This is a genomic window from Dokdonia sp. Asnod3-C12 (assembly GCF_045063975.1).
In the GTDB taxonomy this organism is placed as follows: Bacteria; Bacteroidota; Bacteroidia; order Flavobacteriales; family Flavobacteriaceae; genus Dokdonia.
This window is the reverse complement of sequence record NZ_JBEFNY010000003.1, coordinates 2,834,680-2,857,822: the sequence shown is the minus strand read 5'-3', so window position 1 is coordinate 2,857,822 and position 23,143 is coordinate 2,834,680. Positions and strand designations below refer to the sequence as shown.

Below are 23,143 nucleotides of genomic sequence, written 5' to 3'. Positions count from 1 at the left end.
GTTAAGATTTATTCCCACTCAATTGTAGCAGGTGGCTTAGAGCTTATGTCATAGACTACTCTATTAACGCCTTTTACCTTATTAATTATATCGTTAGACACTTTTTGTAAAAATTCATAAGGAAGATTTACCCAGTCTGCCGTCATTCCATCTGTACTCTCTACAGCTCTAAGTGCAACGCATTTTTCATACGTGCGCTCATCGCCCATCACTCCTACAGAGTTTACTGGTAATAACATTGCTCCTGCTTGCCATACTTTATCATATAATCCCCACTCACGAAGACCACTGATAAATATATGATCTACTTCTTGTAAGATGCGTACTTTCTCGGCAGTAATGTCACCTAGAATTCTAATCGCTAGACCAGGCCCAGGAAATGGATGTCTACCTAATAACTCAGGTGATAATCCCATACTCGCTCCTACTCTACGCACTTCATCTTTAAATAACATTCTTAAAGGCTCTACTACCTTAAGCGTCATATAATCTGGCAATCCACCTACATTGTGATGAGATTTTATAGTTGCGCTAGGTCCTCCGGTTGCACTTACAGACTCAATAACGTCTGGATAAATAGTACCTTGACCAAGCCACTTTGCATTTTCTACAAGTTTACTCTCGTCATCAAATACTTCAACAAAAACGCGTCCTATAGCTTTACGCTTAGTCTCTGGATCACTCTCTCCTTCTAGCGCTTCCAAGAAACGTGCCGAAGCATCTACACCTTTTACATTAAGCCCCATACCTTCGTATTGCTTAAGTACTTGAGTGTATTCGTCTTTACGTAACAATCCATTATTTACAAAGATGCAATATAGATTCTTGCCTATTGCTTTATGTAGTAAAGTTGCTGCAACAGTACTATCTACACCTCCAGAGAGTCCTAAAATTACACGATCGTCATTAAGCTTTGCTTTTAGATCTGCAACCGTAGTATCTACAAAGGCATCTGGCGTCCATGTTTGAGCTACTCCTGCTATTTTCACTAAGAAGTTTTCTAAAATCTGCTTCCCGTCTGTAGAGTGATATACTTCTGGGTGAAACTGTATTCCATAAGTTTCTTCTCCCTCTAGTTTATATCCAGCGTTTTCCACATCATGTGTAGATGCAATACGTTTTGCTCCTACTGGTAATTTCTTGATGGTATCACTATGACTCATCCACACTTGACTTCCTACAGAAACCCCTTCTAAGAAAAGTTCTCCTTCGTCTACTACAGAAAGTTTTGCTCGTCCATACTCACGAGTATTAGATTGTCCTACCTCACCATCATAAAAGTGAGCAAGGTATTGAGCTCCGTAACAAACTCCCAGAAGAGGTTTTTTACCTTTTATTTCTGAAAGATCTGGATGCGGTGCATCTTCTCCTCTTACAGAATGCGGTGATCCCGAAAGGATTACAGCCTTATAAGAAGAAAGATCTTTTGGTGGATTATTAAATGGTTTTATCTCGCAGTATATATTTAATTCTCGCACTCTACGTGCTATTAACTGCGTGTATTGAGACCCGAAGTCTAATATGAGGACGTTATTTTGCATAGACAAAAATAGCATAATTTGATAGAGTTCCTATAAAGACAAAAGCAGAAATATTTGGATTTTTTTCTACAGCGCTTTTACCATTAGAGGACATCCCATGTAACCACTTAAACTTATTTAAAATTGCAGTCTATAATAGCTACTAAGTTAAAGGTTATAATGACTTTTATTAATCCGTTGCATGAAGAATGCAACAGCAGTTATATTTCAGAAATTAGTAACCTATAAACGGTGATTTCTACCTACTCAACGAGAAGTAGTGAAGTACATTAATTACTAATTTCAAACTATTATAAAATATTTAATTTTACATGCAATTATGTATCTCTAACTATACTTAACAGTAAGTAACGACCACATAAACAACTTCTTATAAATCCTTATGACCGAAGATGAAAACAATCACTATGAAAGCGGAATAGATGAATGGCGCAAGCTCCCTGTTTTTAGACAAGGCGTTGTGATTCTTCATCTTGTAGAGCATATCATAGAAGGTATTAAGCTAGAGGACAACAATCCTAACTCTCAATATAAAAAAGCGCTCTACCAGCGATATACACAACAAATGATGGATAATGCGATTCTTATTCCATCTGCCATAGCCACTGCTCACGGAGTAGATCTGTATGACCTCAAAATGGAGAATGCTACCGTAGTAAGAAAGGCGGCTAGAGAAATCATTCAGGATTCAAAAGGTTTACTAGCCTCTGGCTATAAAGATGTTGAGTATCTCGATTTATTAGGAGATGCTATTGAGATGCTTAGACCTATTTTTGCTCGCTGGGTTCAGACCTTTGATGCCACTCAATATATCATTGATAGATGGGGTCTCTTTAATCCCCCAGGTGTAAATTTTGATGATCCCGCCCAACTAAAGAACATAGACCCAAACACATTTTTAAATAATCTAGATGAAGATGATGACTGGGATGATAGTGAGGACGAAGGCTTAAAAAATTAAGCTTCTTTGTTATTTAAGAATAGGATTTTGAGCAACTACGTGAGAAAGTACTATTTGCGTTTTTGACTCCCCGTACGATATCACTCTATCTATAAATTGCTCTAGGTGTTTTTGATTGCGCAACACGACTTCCATCACAATATTTTCATTACCTGTAATACGATAGCAATTCACTACCTCTTCCCATCCTTTTACGTTTTCTAAAAAAGGTTTTAACTTCCCCATAAAAGCTCTTATCGTAATAATTGCTTTGAGTTGATACCCCAAAGCCTCCTCAGAGACTTCTGCCTTATAACCTAGTATTATCCCTGCATCTTCCATCTTTCTTATGCGCTCTCCTACGGCTGGCGAACTTATTCCTACTTGCGTAGCAATTGCAGTATTAGACTGTCTCGCATTTTCTTGCAAACATTTTAAAATACGATTATTAAGTGCATCTACCATATAATTTAAACTTCAAGGTTAATAATACAATATTCTTAAAGCAAAAATAGCATTCTGCTTAATAAACCAAATTTACAATAAGTATTCTGATTGTATTTTTACTTTACGATGAAAATAGTTCAAGAACCACAGTTTAAGCAATCTTTTGATATAAAGCGCCACGCTTTATACAATGAGGCTATGGATCTTTTTACGCTTTCGCGAAAGCTGTCTAATGGAAATTTGCAACACAGTATTTTAAACTGTCCTTCAGAAAAAGAACTTGCCACAAATCTATCTGAATTTATTTCGCACACAGCGCTATCACTACCTATGTCTATTGCCGAAGCCGCAATAACTGCCGACTATTCAAAAAAGCTTTATTTTCAAAAGCATATAGAGGAGCGCGTAAGCCAACTTTCTAAACTTTGTAAAAAGCTCGAAGTCCTTTACCGCAATCGCTGTCATAGTGTACAACAATTAGCACATACAGCTCATAAGCTTGAGGCAGGATTTAAAAAGTGGTCGTTACAGTTGACAAGTCAAAACTAGCAAGATAAATTTCCCCAACGTCTCCAGGGAAATTGTCAATATATTAAGAATGCCTTGTTAAATATCGTTAAGCAAACATCTGGATTTCAGCAATCCACCTACTTTTAACATTGAACAACTATAAAACCAATTGTTATGAGAGATATTGTATCGCTTATTGTAGTACTATTAATTATAGGCTGGCTCGTAGGCTATTTTGGCTTTGGAGATGCAGTAGGAAGTTTAATTCACATCTTACTTGTATTGGCCGTAGTAGGAATTCTCTACAGGCTAGCAACCGGAAAAAAGTTATAAAACAAAGTAATCAATAAACCATAAAACAATGACTAAGAAATTTTTAACACTAGCAGCAATCGCAATTTTTACACTTTCATTTTCAAGCTGTAGAGAAAAAACTACTGGCGAAAAAGTAGGAAACGCAGTAGAAAATGCAGTAGATGACGTTGAAGATGCAGTAGATTAATCGCATCAAAATTTTTAATAGAAAAGCCTTTCCAAAACGGAAAGGCTTTTTTTTGTTTCTCATGTTATCAAGAAAAAATGCGTTTTGAAGAATGGCTCTGCAGAACGCATTTTAGAATGAGGGATTTATTTGGGAAACTTGCGGTAATCTATTTATCAATCTTAAATGACTCAACACATTTAAGAACCATTATATAATATGATATACGCTAGAAAGATTGTATTTGGATTACTCTGCATAAAAAAAGTGCTATTTATAATTGACTTACAAATAGTTACTACTTAATTACAAAATTATCTCTACTAAAATGTAAGCGTTCTCATAAAGCTCCGTCCAACCGAGCATAAGAATTTCAAATGGTAAAGCTTTAGTGATCACTATAACCACCATGAAATTACTAAACTGATTTTTAAAAAAACATTTACGTTCAAAATCCAATACAATGAAAAAAATAATTTCAATTTTCGTACTTATCTTAACGGTTTCTTTTTCTGCACAAGCGCAAGATAAAATGATGAAGGAGAGCTCTAACAAAGTAATCGCATTAGAGCAAACTAAAGGAGAGTTTACCCAAAAGCAAATTGTAGTAAGTGAAGGAACTTACACGTTTTCAATTGCAAATAACAATGTAGGTACAGATGTAGGTTTTGTTTTAGTACCTAAAGGAAAAGATATTTCTAATCCAGAAAATCACATCAAAACTGCCTATGTAACTGCGGTAGTACCTAACAATACGACAGGAACTTCAAACGTTACAAAACTTACTAAAGGTGAGTATGTTTACTTCTGCCCACTTAACAAGACATCTACAGACAACGTTCTTGTAGTGCAGTAACCTATATTAAAATATAGCAAAGCCTTGTATAACCTTATACAGGGCTTTTTTTAGTTATTTTTGTACTTCAAAAATAACACTATGAAATTATACTCAATGCTTCTTGCATCTTCTCTAGTTATATTAAGCTGTAAAGAGGAAAACACCACAACTACAGGAGACACCAATAACCTAGAAGTTGAAGCTACATTCACACCTACTACAGAGGCAGAAAAAGTTGCTTATGCAAACGGTCTTGCAAACTGGAAAGATGTAAAACAACTTGACTTTACATTTAATGTAGATCGCAACGGCGCTACTGTAGCAAGTCGTTCATGGTCATGGAAACCAGTAACAAATGATGTGACTATGATTGCCGCTGGAGATACCATTTCTTATAATCGTGCTACCGTAGACAGCACCTCTATGCAAGCAGACCAAGGGTTTATAAATGATAAATACTGGCTTCTTGCTCCTTATCAACTTGTTTGGGATGAAGGAACTTCAATAAAAGTAACCGACAGTGTAATGAGTCCGCTTTCGCGAAAGCAAACTAAAAAACTTACCCTTCTCTACGGAAATGAAGGAGGTTACACACCAGGAGACGCCTACGACTTCTACTATGGCGATGACTATGTAATTACCGAATGGGTTTTTAGAAAAGGAAATGCTACCGAACCTTCTATGGTTACAACTTTTGAAGGATACAAAAATATCGAAGGGCTTTCTATAGCTACAGATCACAAGAGTGAAGATGGTAGCTTTAGACTATACTTTACAGATGTAAACGTCATCAAATAATATGAGTTTTAAACAAAAAAAGAACAGCCCAAAGTGGAACTTAATCACTCTGGGCTGTTTTATTATTATCTGCACCGCAATGCTCTACTATGGCGATTATGGTACGCTAAGCAAGAACGCAGCTTCGGTTGCTGGGATTCCACTTATTCTAGGAGCTGCAACAGCTTTGTTATATGTTTTATCAAGATTAATTGGTAAACGATATAACTGGATTATCACTATCCTAGGTATTATGAGCATGCTCATGATCGCGATTCCTATTTTCTTTGGAGCCGCAAAGCATGCTTAGTTATTTTTTCTTAGACATCGCTCTGTGACGCTCGCGAGCTAGTAAAGTATTCTTAAGCAGCATGGCTATTGTCATAGGCCCTACTCCTCCTGGTACTGGCGTGATAAAACTTGCCTTTTTACTTACAGGCTCAAAGTCTACATCTCCAGTAATATAATATCCTCTCTCACGAGTTTCATCTGGTACACGAGTGATTCCCACATCTACAATTACAGCTCCATCTTTTACCATTTCGGCTTTAAGGAATCCAGGAACTCCTAGTGCAGTAATAATGATATCTGCTTGTGATGTAATTTGCGTTATATTCTTAGTATGACTGTGTGTTAAGGTAACAGTAGAGTTTCCTGGGAAGCCTTTACGCCCCATTAATATACTCATAGGTCTACCTACAATGTGGCTACGTCCTATAACCACGGTATGTTTTCCCTTAGTCTCTACACCGTAGCGATCCATAAGCTCAAGAATACCAAATGGCGTTGCAGGGATAAATGTACTCATATCAAGAGACATCTTTCCAAAGTTTGTAGGGTGAAAACCATCTACATCCTTATCTGGATCTACTGCTAGTAATACTTTTTGAGTATCAATTTGAGGAGGTAATGGTAACTGCACTATAAAACCATCGATATCTTCGTTCTGGTTAAGTTCCTCAATTTTGTCTAGCAATTCAATTTCGCTAGTCATGTTTGTCATGCGCACCATGGTAGACTCAAAACCTACACGCTCACAGGCGCGCACTTTACTTCCTACATATGTAAGAGAAGCTCCATCATTACCTACAATCACTGCAGCAAGATGAGGCACCTTCTCACCGTTTGCTTTCATTTTGTCAACTTCGGCTTTGATTTCGTTTTTAATGTCGTTTGAAGTTTTCTTCCCGTCAAGAATAGTCATAGGTAATAGCGTTATGGTTTAGTTTGTTTCATATAAATTAAAAAGACACCCGTTATGGGTGCCTTTTAAGGATATTGTTATTTCATTTGATTCATCATCTGCATCATCTTGCGGCCTCCGCCTCCTTGCATCATTTTCATCATCTTACTCATTTGATTAAATTGCTTGAGTAACTGATTTACTTGTTGTACCGAAGTACCAGAACCTTTACCTATGCGTTTTTTACGACTCGCATTGATTGTGGAGGGATTTTCACGCTCACTAGGCGTCATGGAGTGAATGATTGCTTCTATATGCTTAAAAGCATCGTCATCAATGTCTACATCTTTGAGCATCTTTCCGGCACCTGGGATCATTCCCATTAGGTCCTTCATATTACCCATTTTCTTTACCTGCTGTATTTGCTTTAAGAAGTCATCAAAACCAAATTGGTTTTTTGCAATCTTCTTTTGTAGTTTTCTAGCCTCTTCTTCGTCAAACTGCTCTTGTGCTCTCTCTACAAGTGACACAACATCTCCCATTCCAAGAATACGATCTGCCATACGTGAAGGATAAAATACATCTATCGCTTCCATTTTTTCACCAGTACCTATAAACTTAATAGGCTTATCTACTACAGATTTAATAGAGATTGCTGCTCCACCTCGAGTATCGCCATCAAGCTTTGTAAGGATAACACCGTCAAAGTTAAGAATGTCATTAAAGGCTTTTGCCGTATTTACAGCATCTTGACCAGTCATCGAGTCTACTACAAAAAGTGTCTCTTGTGGTTGTATTGCAGCATGAACGTCTGCAATTTCTTTCATCATCACCTCATCTACAGCAAGACGACCTGCTGTATCAATGATTACTACGTTGTGACCGTTTGCTTTCGCGAAAGCGATACCATCTTGAGCAATCTTTACTGGATTCTTCTCATCACGATCAGAATATACATCTATCTTAATCTGATCACCTACTACGTGTAACTGATCAATAGCCGCTGGACGATATACATCACAAGCTACTAATAAAGGTTTCTTTGTTTTTTTTGTTTTAAGGAAGTTTGCAAGCTTACCTGAGAAGGTTGTCTTACCAGAACCTTGTAAACCTGACATTAAGATAATAGACGGAGTACCAGAAAGATTAATTCCTTCTGCATCACCTCCCATTAACTCTGTAAGCTCATCTTTTACAAGCTTCACCATTAACTGCCCAGGTTGTAGGGTCGTTAATACGTCAGATCCTAAAGCTTTTTCTTTAACACGGTTTGTAAATTCCTTTGCAGTCTTAAAGTTAACATCTGCATCTATAAGAGCACGACGCACTTCCTTAAGTGTCTCTGCAACGTTTACTTCCGTAATGCTACCGTGACCTTTGAGTACGTGTAGGGCTTTATCTAACTTATCACTTAAATTATCAAACATAGTTATCTGCTATTGTAAAGGTTGCAAATTTAAGGATTTGTAGTGGTTTATCACTCCTATAATAATTACAGATTCTATAAAAATGTGTAGAAAACTACTTAATAACTAGAAGCAATGCAATGAGTGCCACTAGTACAATTGATTCATGCTTGCGCTTAACTTCTTATAAGATGGGATAGTAAGCAAGGAACTGCTATTTACATGAAGAGCTAATAGACTCAGCACCAACTCTAATAAGAAAACCAAACAGCTTTTAAACATGAGTTGTAACAAAAAAAAAAAACCTCCCGTAAAAGGAGGCTTTGTACTTGATAAGAACAAGAAATTACTTCTTGAACTTAGCGTATTTGTTTTTGAACTTATCAATACGTCCAGCTGTATCTACAAGCTTAGCTTTACCTGTATAGAATGGATGTGAAGTTCTAGAGATTTCTAATTTTATTAAAGGATACTCAGTTCCTTCGATCTCAATAGTTTCTTTAGTATCTGCAGCAGATTTTGTTAAGAACACCTCATCATTAGACATGTCTTTAAATGCTACTACTCTAAAATTTTCTGGGTGTATATCTGCTTTCATTATAATCGTACTTAAAAATTATTCTATTTTTCGAGGTGCAAATTTACATAAATTTTAAAAATGAGCAACTATTTTTTAAAATAAATATTACCTATTTCACGAAGTTACGATTTTTCTACGCTCGGCGTAACGATATTGTATATTTGTCTACTAACTGACCATAACCAAAACAACCATTATTATGATATTAGAAGACAAACCAACATCTGCAAAAGATGTAATGCTCAAATTTGGTCTAGTACTGGGTATACTAGCTATTCTATTTAATGTAATATTATACGTAACAGATAACTTCCTTGCCCCTCACTGGTCATTAGGAATTCTCAATTTTGTAATGACAGTCGTAGTTATTATTCTAGCTTTTAAAGCGTTTAAAGAAAGTAACGGTGGCTTTTTAAAACTTGGACAAGCGATTAAAATTGGCCTTGGAGTTTCACTTATAGCAGCACTTTTAGGTGCTCTATGGGTTGTCGTACTTACTCAAGTTCTCGAACCTAATTACTCAGAACTAGCACTTGACGCGCTACGTACTCAAATGATTGAGATGTACCCAGATATGACAGACTCACAAATTGATCAGACTATTTCTTTTCAAGAGCCCTTTACTAAGATTGGCTTCATGATTCCTATTGCTATCATGTTATCATTATTTTTCGGCTTCATTATCTCTTTAATAGGAGGATTAATAATGAAAAAAGAAAACCCATACGCAGACGCTTAAAAATTATTTATGCAAATATCTGTTGTCATACCTCTACTTAATGAGGAAGAATCACTTAAAGAACTACACCATTGGATTTCAGAAACCCTGGAAACCAATGGTTTTTCTTATGAAATCCTATTTATAGATGATGGAAGTACAGATGCTTCTTGGGAGGTGATTGAAACGCTTTCGCGAAAGCGTGATAACATCAAAGGAATTCGCTTTAATCGTAACTACGGTAAATCACAAGCCTTACACGCAGGTTTTGAAGCTGCCGAAGGTGATGTAATCATCACTATGGATGCAGATTTGCAAGATAATCCAGAGGAGATTCCAGACTTATACCGCATGATTACCGAAGATAAGTATGACTTAGTCTCAGGATGGAAAAAGAAGCGCTACGACTCTGTAATTGCAAAAAACTTACCTAGTAAACTCTTTAACGCCGCAGCAAGAAAAACTAGCGGCCTCAAACTACACGACTTTAACTGTGGCTTAAAAGCCTACAAAAAAGAAGTAATCAAAACCGTGGATGTATATGGTGAGATGCACCGATACATACCCGTACTTGCTAAGAATGCAGGGTTTTCAAACATAGGTGAGAAAGTAGTACAGCATCAAGCTCGTAAGTATGGTGAGACTAAATTTGGTATGGAACGTTTTTTAAATGGCTTCTTAGATTTACTCACGATTTGGTTTTTAGGAAGTTTTGGAAAGCGACCTATGCACCTTTTTGGTGCGTTAGGTGTTCTTATGTTTGTAATAGGTTTTGGCTTTGCTGGATACTTAGGTATAGATAAAGTATTCTTTCATAGAGCGGGCAGACTGATTACAGAGAGACCACAATTTTATATTTCACTTGTTGCGATGCTTATGGGTATTCAACTATTTATTGCTGGCTTCTTAGGCGAACTCGTACTAAGATCAAAACGTGATAAAAAGAGATACAATGTTAAAGAGACTTTATAACATACAGCTCAACACGTAGACATCCCTCGTAGTGAGCTTTATAAATTATAACAAAATCGTATTTTTGTTAGTAAACAACACACATTCTTATGGTATACCACGATCCCTCTATTTTAGAAAAAGCAAATGCATGGCTTACAGCAACCTTTGATGAGGAAACTCAACAAGCCATTAAAGAAAATATCGCTCACAATCCAGATGAGCTTGCAGATAGTTTCTATAAGAATCTAGAATTTGGTACTGGCGGAATGCGCGGTATCATGGGAGCTGGAACTAACAGAATTAATAAATACACCTTAGGAAAAAACACCCAAGGTCTATCTGACTACTTGCACAAACAGTTTCCTGACAAAAAAATAAAGGTCGCTATTGCTTATGATTGCCGTCATAACAGTAAAGAACTTGCTCAAGTGGTTGCAAATGTATTTTCGGCAAATGGGATTAAAGTATTTCTATTTTCTGATCTTAGACCTACACCAGAATTGAGTTTTGCTGTGCGTCACCTAGATTGCCAGTGCGGTATTGTACTCACTGCGAGTCACAACCCTCCAGAATATAACGGTTACAAAGTGTACTGGGAAGATGGTGGACAGCTCGTACCACCACAAGATAACGAAGTCATAGCCACAATAGATGCGCTTGACTTTAGTGCTATAAAATTCAATGGAGATGACTCTCTTATTGAACTTGTAGATAAAGAAGTAGATAAAGCTTTTGTAGATGCAAGTGTTGCAAATGTGTCTTTTGGTCTTACTAGTGAAACAAAGAAGGACCTAAATATCGTTTTCACCTCGTTACACGGAACCTCAATCACGCTCGTTCCAGATACGCTTAGACAAGCAGGATTTACAAACCTTCATATTGTAAAAGAACAAGAAGTTCCAGACGGTAACTTCCCTACCGTTGTTTCTCCTAACCCAGAAGAAACTGCCGCTCTTAAAATGGCGCTCGAACTTGGTGAAGAAAAAAATGCAGACATCGTTATAGGTACAGATCCGGATTGTGATCGACTAGGGATTGCTGTGAGAGGAGATGATGGCAAGCTTACCATTTTAAATGGTAATCAAACTATGATCTTAATGACAGATTATTTATTAGAACGCTTTCGCGAAAGCGCAGATCAACACACAGCACCATTTATAGGAAGTACCATCGTGTCTACACCTATGATGGATATTCTTGCAGATGCGTATGATGTAGAATGCAAAACAGGACTTACAGGCTTTAAATGGATTGCCAAAATGATTGTTGATCATCCTAACCAGCACTTTGTAGGTGGTGGTGAAGAAAGCTTCGGCTATATGGTAGGTGATTTTGTAAGAGATAAAGATGCCGTGACCGCTACCCTACTCGCTTGTACCATTGCTGCTCAAGCAAAAGAACAAGGACAGACACTGTTTGAAAAACTGAAAACGCTGTACGTAAAACACGGTTTTTACAAGGAAACACTTATTGCCCTTGTAAAAAAAGGACAATCTGGCGCAGAGGAAATCAAGCAAATGCTCAAAGATCTTCGTCTAGAGCCTATGAAAGAAATTAATGGAAGTAAAGTGATACGTGTAGAAGATTACCAATCATCTACTAGTCGTCACCTGCTTACGGGAGAGACCACTACCATTGATGTCCCAAAATCTAATGTGCTTATTTTTTATACAGAAGATGGCAGCAAAGTTGCTGCTAGACCTAGCGGTACAGAACCTAAAGTAAAGTTTTATATAAGCGTCAATGCTCCACTGGCTTCGTTGAGTGAGTATGACACAATTTCTGCAACACTAGATAAACGTCTTGCTGGTATAAAAAATGCATTAGGCGTTTAAATAATTCAAAATTTCGCGCAAGCGGAAACACTCTATGGAATATTTTAAGAAGATTCTCAAGTTTGCCATTCCTTATAAGAAATACGGATTTTTAAATATTTTGTTTAATATTTTATATGCTCTTTTTGGTACGCTAGCTTTCGTTTCGCTTATACCTATGCTTACGGTGCTACTTAAACAAGTAGACCCTGTGAGAATAAAACCTACTCTTGAATCTTCCTGTAGCTTAAAAAGCTTTCTAGATGACTCTCTTAATTACTTTATCAATACGCAAACTGATCTTCACGGAGATGTGTATGTATTAGGTATCATGGTTGGGCTTGTCATTGTCACCTTTTTATTAAAAAACGTCTTTGGATACTTAGCAAACTACTTCATCACCTATCTAAGGAATGGCGTTCTTAAAGACATCCGTAACAAGATGTACAACCGTATCGTCAATCTTAATTTAAGTTTCTACTCAGAAAAAAGGAAAGGAGATACTATTGCAAGAATCACGTCTGATGTTCTTGAAGTGCAACATTCTTTCTTATCGATACTAGAACTTTTTATAAGAGAACCTCTTACTATTCTTTTTGCAATAGGCACTATGTTGTTTATGAGTGCACAACTGACTCTTTTTGTATTTATTTTCATACCTGTGGCTGGATTTATAATTTCAAAAATTGGAAAAAGTCTCAAAAGGAAATCAGGTCAAGTACAGACAGAGCAAGGATACTTCTTGTCTCTCGTAGAGGAAACGCTAGCCAATCTTAAAATTATAAAAGGATTTGCAGCCGAAGATAGAATGGAAACTAAGTTTCAAACCTCTACTAGTAAATTTGAAAAATACAGTAATACTCTTACACATAGGCAAAACTTAGCTTCTCCTGTAAGTGAGTTCTTAGGAATTACGGTAATCGGAATTTTATTATGGTACGGTGGTAATATGGTGTTAGATGGGTCTGGAGGTTTAGATGGAGCTCAATTCATTGTATACATGGGATTAGCTTATCAAATTTTAACTCCTGCAAAATCTATTGCAAAAGCAAGTTACTCAGTTAAAAAAGGAGACGCTGCTGCCGCGCGTATACTTGAGGTATTAGAAACCGAAACAACTATAAAAGACAATCACAATCCTATAATCAAAAACTCTTTTGATAAGAACGTACACATAGAAGGTATATCATTTAAATATGATAGTGAAAGTGTACTGAAAAATTTTACACTTAATGTAAAGAAAGGACACACCGTGGCACTTGTAGGTCAGTCTGGTTCTGGAAAAAGTACGATTGCAAATCTAGTTACTCGTTTTTATGATGTTAATGAAGGAAGCATAAAAATAGACGAAACTGACATAAGAGATATTTCTAAAAAATCTCTACGTAACCTTATGGGGTTAGTGACTCAAGATGCGATACTATTTAACGATACAATACGAAACAATATTAATCTAGGTAAAGAAAACGCCACAGATGAAGAAATTATTGACGCACTTAAAATTGCTAATGCTTGGGAGTTTGTACAAGACCTCCCTAAGGGGCTTGATACTAATATAGGTGATAGTGGTAATAAATTGAGTGGAGGACAAAAGCAGCGTCTCTCTATTGCTAGAGCGGTTCTTAAGAATCCGCCTATAATGATTCTAGATGAAGCTACCTCAGCATTAGATACGGAAAGTGAGCGTCTCGTGCAGAAAGCGCTAGAAAATATGATGAAGAACAGAACTTCAATTGTAATTGCTCACAGACTTTCTACTATTCAAAACGCAGATGAGATTGTGGTCATGCAAAAAGGAGAAATTGTAGAGCAAGGAAAACATCAAGAGCTTATTGATAAGAAGGGAATGTATCACAAACTAGTATCAATGCAATCTTTTGAAGAGGCTTAGACTAGTCGTTTTCTTTAACAATTACAACGGTTGCTGTATAGCCAGATGCTAGAAACCAAGTGTTTGAAGAAATCACCTTTTTCATATCATCATACATTACAAACTGTGCAGTATTTGCTCCTACTGAGCCTTGATTAAGTGCCTTAATTTCTATTTTATTAAACCCTTTTTTAAGATCGAGATAAAATCCTTGAAACTGACCTTCAAGAAATATTCTAGGATGCACAATGGTATCATTTACACTCACGCTCACTAGATCTCCATCTACTGCGCCGTGATCTCTGTAAGTAAAGTTTACAAATTTTGATCCGCTTTTAAAGTCGCCTAAGTATTGATCTCTAAAATATTCTGGACGGAGTTTTTCTCTATCTTTTTCTTGAGAATTATTCATCTTATTTTCGAGAGCAGTGTACGTTTTTTCTGCAAAGTCAGTGCCTTCCATAAAATTGATCTCTCTTTTCTCATTTGATTTAAAAGGATCTTTAAGCTTTACTTTGCTCTTAAAAATAAGGGAGCCAGATTGTACATCACTGCTCTTTTCTCGTGCCATAGGTGCTATAAACACAGGCGCTGGCACATCATTAGGCTGCTTTCCCTTAATTTCTATAGAAGCACTAGGTGCATCTATTTGAGCTTGTGCACTTAGAGATACTAAGAGTAAGGCTAATAATGGAAGAGCTTTAATTGATATGGGGAAAGTAGTTTTCAAATAGTAAGTGAGTCGATGTAACATTTTAGAGTTATGGCTTCCATGCATATTTACCATAAAGTATGCCATTGTTGATTAAAATTACGCTTTCGCGAAAGCGTAACAGCAACCTAACGTATTCAAAGATAAAATATTTGAAATTTATAGGTCAATATATCAGTTGGCAAAATTTATCGTTCATTACAACATATTAAGAAATAAATTGAAATGTAATGCGTTCTAACCACATCAAACAAATGAATACTTATGAAACTACGTGCATTACTTGCTCTTTTTGTCCTAGCCTCTTTATCTTTTTCTTGTAGCTCAAGAGACGACGATGGAAATAGCGCAACAGATATAGACTGTCTCAACTTAGGAACCCAAGAGCTTGATATTACCATACAAGAATCTTTTACCACACTACCTTCTAAGGTATCTGTTTTCTTTAAAGTAAATGGCAGTGACGGTAGTCCCGTAGCAGGATTAACACCTTCTAATTTTACAATTTTTGAGCAAGGCCGTAATGACGATTGCTATAATGAAATTTCAAATTCTGAGGCATCTGGCGCAATATCTCCAAATGCTCAAATATTTTCAAATAACACACTACTAGTGTTAGATTTAAGTAACAGTGTCTTGAGCACAAGCTTGCAAGAACTTAAGCAAGCGTCAAGCAGTTTTATATCTAATGTAATGCCAGCAATCCCAACAGATTCTTTTAAAATGGCAATTTACTGGTTTGATGGAGAAGATGTTCTTCATGAATTACAACCACTCACCACCAGTGCAGCTGTGCTACAAGAAGCTATAGATGGAATTACAGAGGATATCAGTAATGATCCCTCAACAGATTTATATGGTGCCGTAATTAAAGCTACCGAAATTGCAGATGATATTATTGACGTTTCTGAAAATGAAGAACTATTTGCAGCAGCCTCTGTAGTAATTTTTACAGACGGAACAGATCAAGCAGCTAGATATACAGAACAAGAGGCAGTAGATGCTGTTTCTGATGCAGATGATGATATAAGCTTCTTTACTATAGGTCTTGGCTCAGAGATAGATGAAGGCATACTTTCTAAAATAGGACAAACACAAAGTGTATTTGCATCTAATGCAGAAGAGCTAGAGTCTGTCTTTAATGATATATCTAATGGTGTAGCTGGACAAGCAAATAGTTTTTACTTGTTTGAATACTGCAGCCCAAAACGTGATGGAAGTGGTATGAATAACCTTGTGATTCAAGTAATTAATGGGAATCAAGATGGACTAGTTCAAACTTCCTTTGATGCAACAGGATTCACTAGTGGTTGTGAATAGCTATTTTAACTACTCAATTTGAGTAGTTAATCGACACAAAAGGCAGCTTTACAGATGCGCCCGATTACAAGATACTATTATCAAGTAACAATTTTGACAATAGTATATCTTTGTATTATGCTAGTATCAGAATCAAACCTTAATAATGTATTAGAAGATGTTTACATCTTAGAAACAGGAACTTACTATTTTTTTGAAGATTTTATTATCTCAGAAATTAATGAAGGTATGCTCTTTGACTGGCAGATGGCGCAAGAACTCCTCCATCTAGCCGAAAACCATTATGGAACAGAAAATAAGATAGCCTACATATCAAATCGTGTTCACTCTTATTCTTTAGTACCTCAAGACTGGCTTAAATATTTTAAAGCACGTAATTCTATAAGTGCATTTGCTGTGGTTTCTTACAGTCAGCAAGAACGCTCAGACATACTCCTAGAACGCCTTTTCTTTAAATCTAAAATCAAAAAATTCTTTGATTTAAATGAAGCAGTAGATTGGGCTAAAGAGCAGCAAAAAGAATACATTATTAAGAAAACTACGGCTTGATTTTAGTTTCAAGTACTGGAGAATTATAATAGTTAATCTTTAAAATATCCATTCTCTTATAATGCTTATATAATCGCCTCTTATAAGAATCCCAATTATAATTTTCGGGCTTACTCCAGCCCAACTCTGCGTGACCTATAAGCCTAGGAAAAGCGAGATATTCAATATCATCAGACGATTTTATGGTTTCAGACCACAAAGGAGATTCGATTCCCAACACTTGTGAAGGCGGTACATCCTCAAAAATTTGTGATGGTTTCCAGATATAAGCACTATCCACCTCAACCGTTCCAGCCCAAGTAAGACCTATAGGTGACTTCTTAGTATATTTCATATCCAAGTACATGCGCTTTGCAGGAGATAAAATGACTTTTGCACCTTGAGCAAGTCCTCGTGATGCGGTAGTAGTTCTTTGCCAGTGTTGTACTATGTAAGTACTATCTACACCGGCACTTTCTATCTCTTCCCAGCCTATCACTTGTTTTTTATATTTCTTTACTATTGAAAATACTTTATTGAGAAAAATATTATAATCCTTTTTTGAAGTGACATGGGATTCATCCCCTCCTAGGTGTATATATGGCCCAGGGGTCATTGCTGCTATTTCCTTTATCACATCTTCTACAAATGTGTATGTGATATCTTTATCCACACACAAGGTGCTGAAGCCTACACGCATTCCCTTATACAACTTTGTGGCTTTACCATTGCAGTTGAGTTCTGGATAAGATGCCAATGCTGCGTTAGTATGTCCAGGCATATCAATCTCTGGAATCACCGCAATAAATTTTGACTGAGCATAGGCTACGATAGATTTATAATCCTCTTGCGTATAAAACCCAGGGCGTTCATTACGCACAGAAGAGCTACCTCCTATTTCAGTGAGCTTAGGCCAAGATTTGATTTCTATACGCCACCCTTGGTCATCCGTTAAGTGTAAGTGCAATTTATTGAGTTTATACAATGCCATTTGGTCAATGAGACGCTTTACTTCATCTACGGTAAAGAAGTGACGTGCAACGTCTAGCATCATACCTCTATACTCGTACTGCGGTGCATCTACAATTTTTAGTCCTGGGATGACTAGACTATCAATCTGCTTTCCTGCAATAAGAGCATCTGGTAAAACTTGCAATAGCGTTTGCATACCCCTAAAGACACCACTAGGTGTAGACCCAGCAAGCGACAATCTCTTATTATTTATAGCAAGTGCATATCCCTCTGGGGAAGGTATACTATCACTAGACACAATATTAAATGAAACTACATTTTCATCTACTTCATTATCTAGTGTTAATGGAAAAGGTGTTTGTTTTAAAAGATTTTTAAACTGCGTGGCAATTGCTTGCACTTCTGGCAATGTATCACTCATCACTCTAGTTTCCTGATCAAATAAAAAGCCATAATCCTCTGCAACTATCTGATCTGGAATTGGGATAAGAACGAGCTTTTCAATACTTGTTTGCACAAGAGGTTTCTCCTTTTTACAAGAGAAAAATGAGAAACAAATAACTAGCACTAAAAATCTCAAAGCCATAACTTGATTAATTTAATCTATAATAACCACACTTAAGATATGCTCCTTCAGGAAAACTAATAGGGTGATCGCTATCATGGTAGGTTTTACCTTCAACCGTAAACTTGCGATCTGCCTTTTTTATATTTAGTTCACAGATATCAAAAAATGCCTCTGCTTCTACTCTAGATGAACAAGATGCTAGTACAAGCATCCCTTTTTTGGCTGTTAATTTGGTTCCTAATTGAGCAAGTCTAGCGTAGCTATTTCTTGCTGTATGTACTTCCTTTGCACTTTTTGCAAAACTTGGTGGATCTATCACTACGATATCATACTTCTCCCCATCATCTATAAGTTGCTGTAAGCCTACAAAAGCATCTATGGCAAGAATCTTATGTTTTCCTGTATGTTTATTGAGTTTACCATTTTCTAGGGCAACTTGTAATGCCTGAGCACTTATATCAAGGCTCAACACCTCTGTTGCTCCTCCAGCAAGTGCATGTACAGAGAATCCTCCTGCATAACTAAAGACATCTAGCACAGTCTTTCCTTTTGCCATGTCTCCTACTCTTTTCCTATTGTTGCGGTGGTCGAGAAAGTATCCTGTTTTATGCCCATGAATCACGTTTGCCGAAAATTTCACTCCGTGTTCCACAAAACGAACTACTTCTTTTTTGAGGGTTCCAAAGATAACTTGTCCATCTGTAAGTCCATGTGATTTACCTTTTGCAACATTGCGACTTAAGCGCAATACCATTGTATTTGCTTTTGAGGTTTCAATAAGATCAGGTAATATTTCTTCGAGATATGGAAACCAGATAGCGCTGTAAATTTTTACAACAATGACATCATTATAAACATCTGCAATGAGTCCTGGAAAACCATCATTCTCTCCAAAAATGAGACGATAACTATTGGTGTTTGTCCTTAATAGTTGTTTTCTCAAGGAGAATGCTTCTTTTATTCTAGTTTTAAAGAACTCCTCATTTATTGTTGCCGGTACGTTACTAAGAACCTTTATTCTTATAGGAGAATCTGGATCATACAATCCTATTCCAAACACTTTATCAGATCGATTATCAAAAAGAATGGCAATGTCACCAGAGGTTCCAGCTTTATTAAGCTTTGCTATGCTATTTTCAAAAATCCAAGGATGTCCTTGTTTTACAAGCTTTTCGGCATTTGTAGTGAGGTGTACTGCAAGTCTCTTTGTCTTTATTTGAGGTAAATCTATCATGTAAGATGTAGTATTATGAAATTACGCTTTCGCGAAAGCGTGAAAAAAACCAAATTAATCGTAATTTTCCAGTATGAGAATGTATCGCACGCTTTTTTTAGTAGTATCGGCCCTTTTTTTTCTAACCTTCCAAAGTGATGATGAAAGTCCGCTGGTAAATATAGACCAGTTTGACTCAACTTTTGCATACGATGTACGTTATGCTACAGATGATAATTTTTTAAAACAAACGGTTTATGACTGTGTGCAATGCTTACTCATACCCGAGGTGGCAGAGGCGCTTGTTGATGCAAATAATTACTTCTGTGAGTTAGGCTACATGGTAAAGCTATATGATTGCTACAGACCATTATCTGTACAGAAAAAAATGTGGGAAATTTATCCTAATCCAGGTTACGTAGGAAATCCATATGGTAGTGGTTCCATACATAATCGTGGTGCTGCTATAGATATGACTATTGTTAAGCTTGAGGGCACTCCGCTAGATATGGGGAGTGACTATGACTTTTTTGGTAAAGCTGCTCATATTGATCATCCACATAATGAGACCATAACTGCAAATAGAAAGCAGCTATGGTCTGTTATGAAAAAATTTGGCTTCTCACCTATTCGTACAGAGTGGTGGCATTTTAATTATGATGCAAAGAACTATGGTCTCAAAGTGCTCGACATCGATTTTGACTGTGAGTAATTTTATTTAGGATCTAGTAATTGCTCTATGCGTGCAATAGCATCTTCATAGTGATATTTTGTAATCGTATTCACATTGCTATTGCGTGCAGAACGTAGCTTGTTACGCAGTCTTCCTAACTCACCTCTTACTAGTGGCCTTACATCTGATACACTCACATCGTAATATAGAGTTCCTTCAAAACCAGATCTTCCAGATCTAGCTTTTGGACCTTGGTCCGTCATTAAAAACTCCATTCTATCTAAGTAAGAACGCTGCAAATTACGACGATAAAGATCTACCGAAGTGCCTCTGCTAGTTTCTGACCAGATACCATTTCTAAGATCTGAAAGCATATCAAGAGCGCTATAGTAATCTGTTTGCGTAGTCTCTGCATCTATAAGACGACCTATTCTGTCAAAACTCAAAATTCTATTAAGATAGCGTGATTGTGTTCTTCTCACCTTCTCTGCATATCCTGCGTGATCTATGTTTTGCATGATCGCTGGATCTACAAGCCATGTAGGAGTTTCAAAAAGATTGTTTTGTAACCAGCTCATAGATTCTTTTTGTGCAGCTTTATCTAGGTGCGTGTACACTACTCCAGATTGTGAAGGCATTTTAATATCTTCAAAAACTCCTCCTATATTTGTAACTACATGACCTACAAATCTGCTATAGACACCTACAAGCTCTCCATAAAGTTCTTCTAGATCTCCATAGTCGTTTGTTTTATCTGATGTCCAACTTGGAAGATTTTGTGCTACATAACGCAAGTTCTTAATTCCGTAAGTACTTGCTTTTACAGGATCATTACCTATAGATTCCGTCTGTGACTGCGGATCAAAACTACTAGACTGTCGGCCAAATTTAAAACGAGGATCTCCAGCTTTTTCTTGAATCCACTTATTAAGGGTTGCTTTTTCCATTAACGGTGAAGAAGCTTCTGGTAACCAGCGGTAACCCCAGTTAGTCGCATAATGATCATAAGGCCCCATCTGGCGTACAAAACGGATGTTTGTATCTCCTGGCTGCGCTATATAATTATATCTAGCATAATCCATAAGACTAGCTGCTATCCCGTTTTCTTGTGTAAAAGCTCCGTCTCTGTAAGATTCTACATCATATGCATAACTTGCTGCCATGTTATGTGGAAAACCTAATGCATGACCTACCTCATGAGCAATAACCATACGCATCATCTCTCCTATCTCTTCCTCTGGAGTATCTAGCGTTCTCGCGCTTGGGTTTGCTGCTCCTGTTTCAAGGAGGTATCTATTTCTATAACTGCGCAGGTGATTGTGATACCAGATAATATCACTTTCTATAATCTCACCACTACGTGGATCTGAAACACTTGGTCCTACCGCATTACGCGTAGTGCTTGCTACATATCTTACAACAGAGTATCTTATATCTTCTGGGCTAAAATCTGGATCTTCTTCTGGTGTAGGCGCATCCTTTGCAATGATTGCATTTTTAAATCCTGCAGTTTCAAAAGGCTTTTGCCAGTCTTCTATTCCTTGTTTAATGTACTCTTTAAGGCTTTCTGGCGTTCCTGGGTCTAAGTAGTAGACAATAGGCTTTACTGGATCTACCAGCTCACCTCTTTTATACGCTTCTGGATCACTAGGCTCTAGTCTCCAGCGACGTATGTATGTTTTCTCATCTGCTTTTAAAGCATCGCTTCCATAATCAAACTGATTTACAGTAAAAAAACCAACACGTGGGTCATACAATCTAGGTTGCATTGCCACCTCTGGAAGTAAAATCATAGATTGATTTACTTGCAAACTGATACTCTCTGCAGAACGTTCTGTAGGTGGCTCTGAGGCATCATACGTAAAGTCTTGCTTTACTTCAATGTTTTCTGGAAAACTCTTAACACTGTTGATAAAGCTACGGCTACCATCAAGCTTTTTTACTTTGTATTCCTTACGTAAACGACCAGATAGCGGACTAATCGCTTTTACGTCTGTAGAGAATAATTTTGTAACATCAATGACTACGGCAGTAGAGTCTTGATTGAAAGTTTCTACATCAAAAGCATATAATGTAGGTTCATAATTGTTTACACGTACAGAGTTGCTTATCGCCTTGCTGCTATCTGCAATGTTGGTGTATGACTTTATCTTAAGTAAGACCTTATCTTGAAAACGCTGCCAGTGTACAACTTGCTCGTTAGTTTTTGAACCAGCATTCATATAACCACCTCCTAGTCCGTTAGGAATTTGAGCAATACGAGTCACCCATAGCATGTCTTTTTCAAGCGCAGTAAATGGGATTTCGTAATAAAAATTATTTTTGATTTTGTGTACTTGAAATAAGCCAGAATCTGTAACTGCTTCTTTTGTAATTACATCAGTATATGATTTGATTGCACCCTTATCAGCTTTTTTAGGAGTTGCAACCTGCTCTTTTTTATTTTTTGACTTACGCTTTCTTAATTCTTTGCGTTGTGCAAAAGAATCTTGAACATTAAAAAAGGTAGTAATGAGACAGAGAAGTAGTATTCTTTTCATGGAGTTTGTTTAAAGTACTCCGAAAATAAGAATTGACTGCAACGAGCAAGATTAATTTTAGATAACATTAACAGAAAACGGACGTATTAACATTAGTGTTTATCACTCACTATTTGTCCAGTCTATCTTTTACAAATTCTATTTGTGTTTTACCATGTGCCTGCGCCTTTCCATCTTCATCTAGACCTACCATTACAATACGTTCAATACTGATAATAATCTCTCTAGTCATCTTATTGCGCACCTCGCATCTTAATGCGAGTGATGCTGTACCAAAAGCAGTAGCTTCAATCCCTATCTCAATAATATCACCTATTTTGGCACTAGAGCGAAAATCAATCTCACTCATGTACTTTGTAACCGTCCTAGGATTTTCAAGTTGGATGATGGCATAAAGCGCCGCTTCTTCATCAATCCATTCTAAGAGCCTTCCGCCAAAGAGTGTTCCATTAGGATTTAAGTCTTCAGGTTTTATCCATTTACGTGTGTGAAAATTCATAATATCTAGGTTGAGATTTATTTAAAGTTAGCAAAAAGATGTGTCACGCTTTCACGAAA

At 36.9% G+C, this 23,143-nt stretch carries 24 protein-coding genes; 14 read left to right on the top strand and 10 right to left on the bottom strand.

Going from position 1 to position 23,143, the window contains the following annotated elements; translation table 11 throughout:
• Positions 1-8: 8 nt before the first annotated feature.
• Positions 9-1,541, bottom strand: coding sequence for a glutamine-hydrolyzing GMP synthase (guaA, locus tag ACJJVW_RS12945; RefSeq protein WP_405225500.1), 1,533 nt, complete (start codon positions 1,539-1,541; stop codon positions 9-11).
• Positions 1,542-1,923: 382 nt separating this feature from the next.
• On the opposite strand from guaA, the gene ACJJVW_RS12940 reads away from it, so the two are divergent.
• Entirely contained in the window at positions 1,924-2,502 is a 579-nt protein-coding gene (locus tag ACJJVW_RS12940; RefSeq protein ID WP_405252359.1) for a hypothetical protein, read from the top strand.
• A gap of 9 nt (positions 2,503-2,511) precedes the next feature.
• Here the strand turns inward: ACJJVW_RS12940 and ACJJVW_RS12935 are convergent, their stop codons facing one another.
• On the bottom strand, positions 2,512-2,946 hold the full coding sequence (locus tag ACJJVW_RS12935; RefSeq protein ID WP_013749537.1) for an Lrp/AsnC family transcriptional regulator: 435 nt from the start codon (positions 2,944-2,946) through the stop codon (positions 2,512-2,514).
• 108 nt (positions 2,947-3,054) lie between these two features.
• On the opposite strand from ACJJVW_RS12935, the gene ACJJVW_RS12930 reads away from it, so the two are divergent.
• The 6 genes from ACJJVW_RS12930 (at position 3,055) to ACJJVW_RS12905 (ending at position 5,844) form a co-directional block, all read left to right on the top strand.
• The gene (locus tag ACJJVW_RS12930; protein ID WP_405252357.1) at positions 3,055-3,477 is read left to right on the top strand and encodes a hypothetical protein; all 423 of its coding nucleotides are present in this window, start codon (positions 3,055-3,057) and stop codon (positions 3,475-3,477) included.
• 135 nt (positions 3,478-3,612) lie between these two features.
• A complete protein-coding gene (locus ACJJVW_RS12925) occupies positions 3,613-3,771 on the top strand; it encodes a lmo0937 family membrane protein (protein ID WP_298324086.1) in 159 nt (52 codons plus the stop codon).
• Positions 3,772-3,799: 28 nt separating this feature from the next.
• Positions 3,800-3,940 carry a hypothetical protein gene (locus ACJJVW_RS12920; RefSeq protein ID WP_013749540.1) on the top strand — a complete coding sequence of 47 codons (141 nt, stop codon included), beginning with the start codon at positions 3,800-3,802 and terminating at the stop codon, positions 3,938-3,940.
• Positions 3,941-4,382: 442 nt separating this feature from the next.
• Entirely contained in the window at positions 4,383-4,775 is a 393-nt protein-coding gene (locus tag ACJJVW_RS12915; protein ID WP_298324083.1) for a cupredoxin domain-containing protein, read from the top strand.
• An 81-nt stretch (positions 4,776-4,856) separates the two neighbouring features.
• Positions 4,857-5,555: a hypothetical protein gene (locus ACJJVW_RS12910; protein WP_405252355.1), complete on the top strand. Its 699-nt coding sequence runs from the start codon at positions 4,857-4,859 to the stop codon at positions 5,553-5,555.
• Between the two features lies 1 nt (position 5,556).
• Entirely contained in the window at positions 5,557-5,844 is a 288-nt protein-coding gene (locus ACJJVW_RS12905; protein WP_405252353.1) for a hypothetical protein, read from the top strand.
• Here ACJJVW_RS12905 and ACJJVW_RS12900 read toward each other — a convergent pair whose 3' ends face one another.
• The 3 genes from ACJJVW_RS12900 to ACJJVW_RS12890 form a co-directional block, all read right to left on the bottom strand.
• Positions 5,845-6,738 carry a bifunctional 5,10-methylenetetrahydrofolate dehydrogenase/5,10-methenyltetrahydrofolate cyclohydrolase gene (locus ACJJVW_RS12900; protein WP_108878511.1) on the bottom strand — a complete coding sequence of 298 codons (894 nt, stop codon included), beginning with the start codon at positions 6,736-6,738 and terminating at the stop codon, positions 5,845-5,847.
• A gap of 77 nt (positions 6,739-6,815) precedes the next feature.
• Positions 6,816-8,144, bottom strand: a complete 1,329-nt coding sequence (gene ffh / locus ACJJVW_RS12895; protein WP_405252351.1) for a signal recognition particle protein — start codon at positions 8,142-8,144, stop codon at positions 6,816-6,818.
• A gap of 325 nt (positions 8,145-8,469) precedes the next feature.
• Entirely contained in the window at positions 8,470-8,721 is a 252-nt protein-coding gene (locus tag ACJJVW_RS12890; protein ID WP_035337593.1) for a type B 50S ribosomal protein L31, read from the bottom strand.
• Between the two features lie 181 nt (positions 8,722-8,902).
• Between ACJJVW_RS12890 and ACJJVW_RS12885 the strand changes: the two genes are divergently transcribed.
• The 4 genes from ACJJVW_RS12885 (at position 8,903) to ACJJVW_RS12870 (ending at position 14,080) form a co-directional block, all read left to right on the top strand.
• On the top strand, positions 8,903-9,442 hold the full coding sequence (locus ACJJVW_RS12885) for a DUF4199 domain-containing protein (RefSeq protein ID WP_405252349.1): 540 nt from the start codon (positions 8,903-8,905) through the stop codon (positions 9,440-9,442).
• 9 nt (positions 9,443-9,451) lie between these two features.
• Positions 9,452-10,393 (top strand): glycosyltransferase, encoded by a 942-nt coding sequence (locus ACJJVW_RS12880; RefSeq protein ID WP_405252347.1) that lies wholly within the window; start codon positions 9,452-9,454, stop codon positions 10,391-10,393.
• An 89-nt stretch (positions 10,394-10,482) separates the two neighbouring features.
• Positions 10,483-12,210, top strand: a complete 1,728-nt coding sequence (locus ACJJVW_RS12875; protein WP_405252345.1) for a phospho-sugar mutase — start codon at positions 10,483-10,485, stop codon at positions 12,208-12,210.
• Positions 12,211-12,244: 34 nt separating this feature from the next.
• Positions 12,245-14,080, top strand: coding sequence for an ABC transporter ATP-binding protein (locus ACJJVW_RS12870; protein ID WP_405252343.1), 1,836 nt, complete (start codon positions 12,245-12,247; stop codon positions 14,078-14,080).
• 1 nt (position 14,081) lies between these two features.
• Here the strand turns inward: ACJJVW_RS12870 and ACJJVW_RS12865 are convergent, their stop codons facing one another.
• A complete protein-coding gene (locus tag ACJJVW_RS12865; RefSeq protein WP_405252341.1) occupies positions 14,082-14,858 on the bottom strand; it encodes a hypothetical protein in 777 nt (258 codons plus the stop codon).
• Positions 14,859-15,035: 177 nt separating this feature from the next.
• Between ACJJVW_RS12865 and ACJJVW_RS12860 the strand changes: the two genes are divergently transcribed.
• Positions 15,036-16,091: a vWA domain-containing protein gene (locus tag ACJJVW_RS12860; RefSeq protein WP_405252339.1), complete on the top strand. Its 1,056-nt coding sequence runs from the start codon at positions 15,036-15,038 to the stop codon at positions 16,089-16,091.
• A gap of 117 nt (positions 16,092-16,208) precedes the next feature.
• On the top strand, positions 16,209-16,640 hold the full coding sequence (locus tag ACJJVW_RS12855) for a hypothetical protein (RefSeq protein ID WP_339845192.1): 432 nt from the start codon (positions 16,209-16,211) through the stop codon (positions 16,638-16,640).
• Here the strand turns inward: ACJJVW_RS12855 and ACJJVW_RS12850 are convergent.
• Both ACJJVW_RS12850 and ACJJVW_RS12845 read right to left on the bottom strand, forming a co-directional pair.
• On the bottom strand, positions 16,630-18,177 hold the full coding sequence (locus ACJJVW_RS12850) for a family 20 glycosylhydrolase (RefSeq protein WP_405252337.1): 1,548 nt from the start codon (positions 18,175-18,177) through the stop codon (positions 16,630-16,632). The two genes, ACJJVW_RS12855 and ACJJVW_RS12850, sit on opposite strands and share 11 nt — an antisense overlap.
• 7 nt (positions 18,178-18,184) lie before the next feature.
• Positions 18,185-19,393, bottom strand: coding sequence for a class I SAM-dependent rRNA methyltransferase (locus tag ACJJVW_RS12845; protein WP_405252335.1), 1,209 nt, complete (start codon positions 19,391-19,393; stop codon positions 18,185-18,187).
• A 73-nt stretch (positions 19,394-19,466) separates the two neighbouring features.
• On the opposite strand from ACJJVW_RS12845, the gene ACJJVW_RS12840 reads away from it, so the two are divergent.
• A complete protein-coding gene (locus tag ACJJVW_RS12840) occupies positions 19,467-20,084 on the top strand; it encodes a M15 family metallopeptidase (protein ID WP_405252333.1) in 618 nt (205 codons plus the stop codon).
• A 2-nt stretch (positions 20,085-20,086) separates the two neighbouring features.
• On the opposite strand, the gene ACJJVW_RS12835 is transcribed toward ACJJVW_RS12840, so the two are convergent.
• Positions 20,087-22,585 (bottom strand): zinc-dependent metalloprotease, encoded by a 2,499-nt coding sequence (locus ACJJVW_RS12835; RefSeq protein ID WP_405252331.1) that lies wholly within the window; start codon positions 22,583-22,585, stop codon positions 20,087-20,089.
• A gap of 109 nt (positions 22,586-22,694) precedes the next feature.
• Entirely contained in the window at positions 22,695-23,084 is a 390-nt protein-coding gene (locus ACJJVW_RS12830) for an acyl-CoA thioesterase (RefSeq protein WP_405252329.1), read from the bottom strand.
• Between the last annotated feature and the right edge of the window lie 59 nt (positions 23,085-23,143).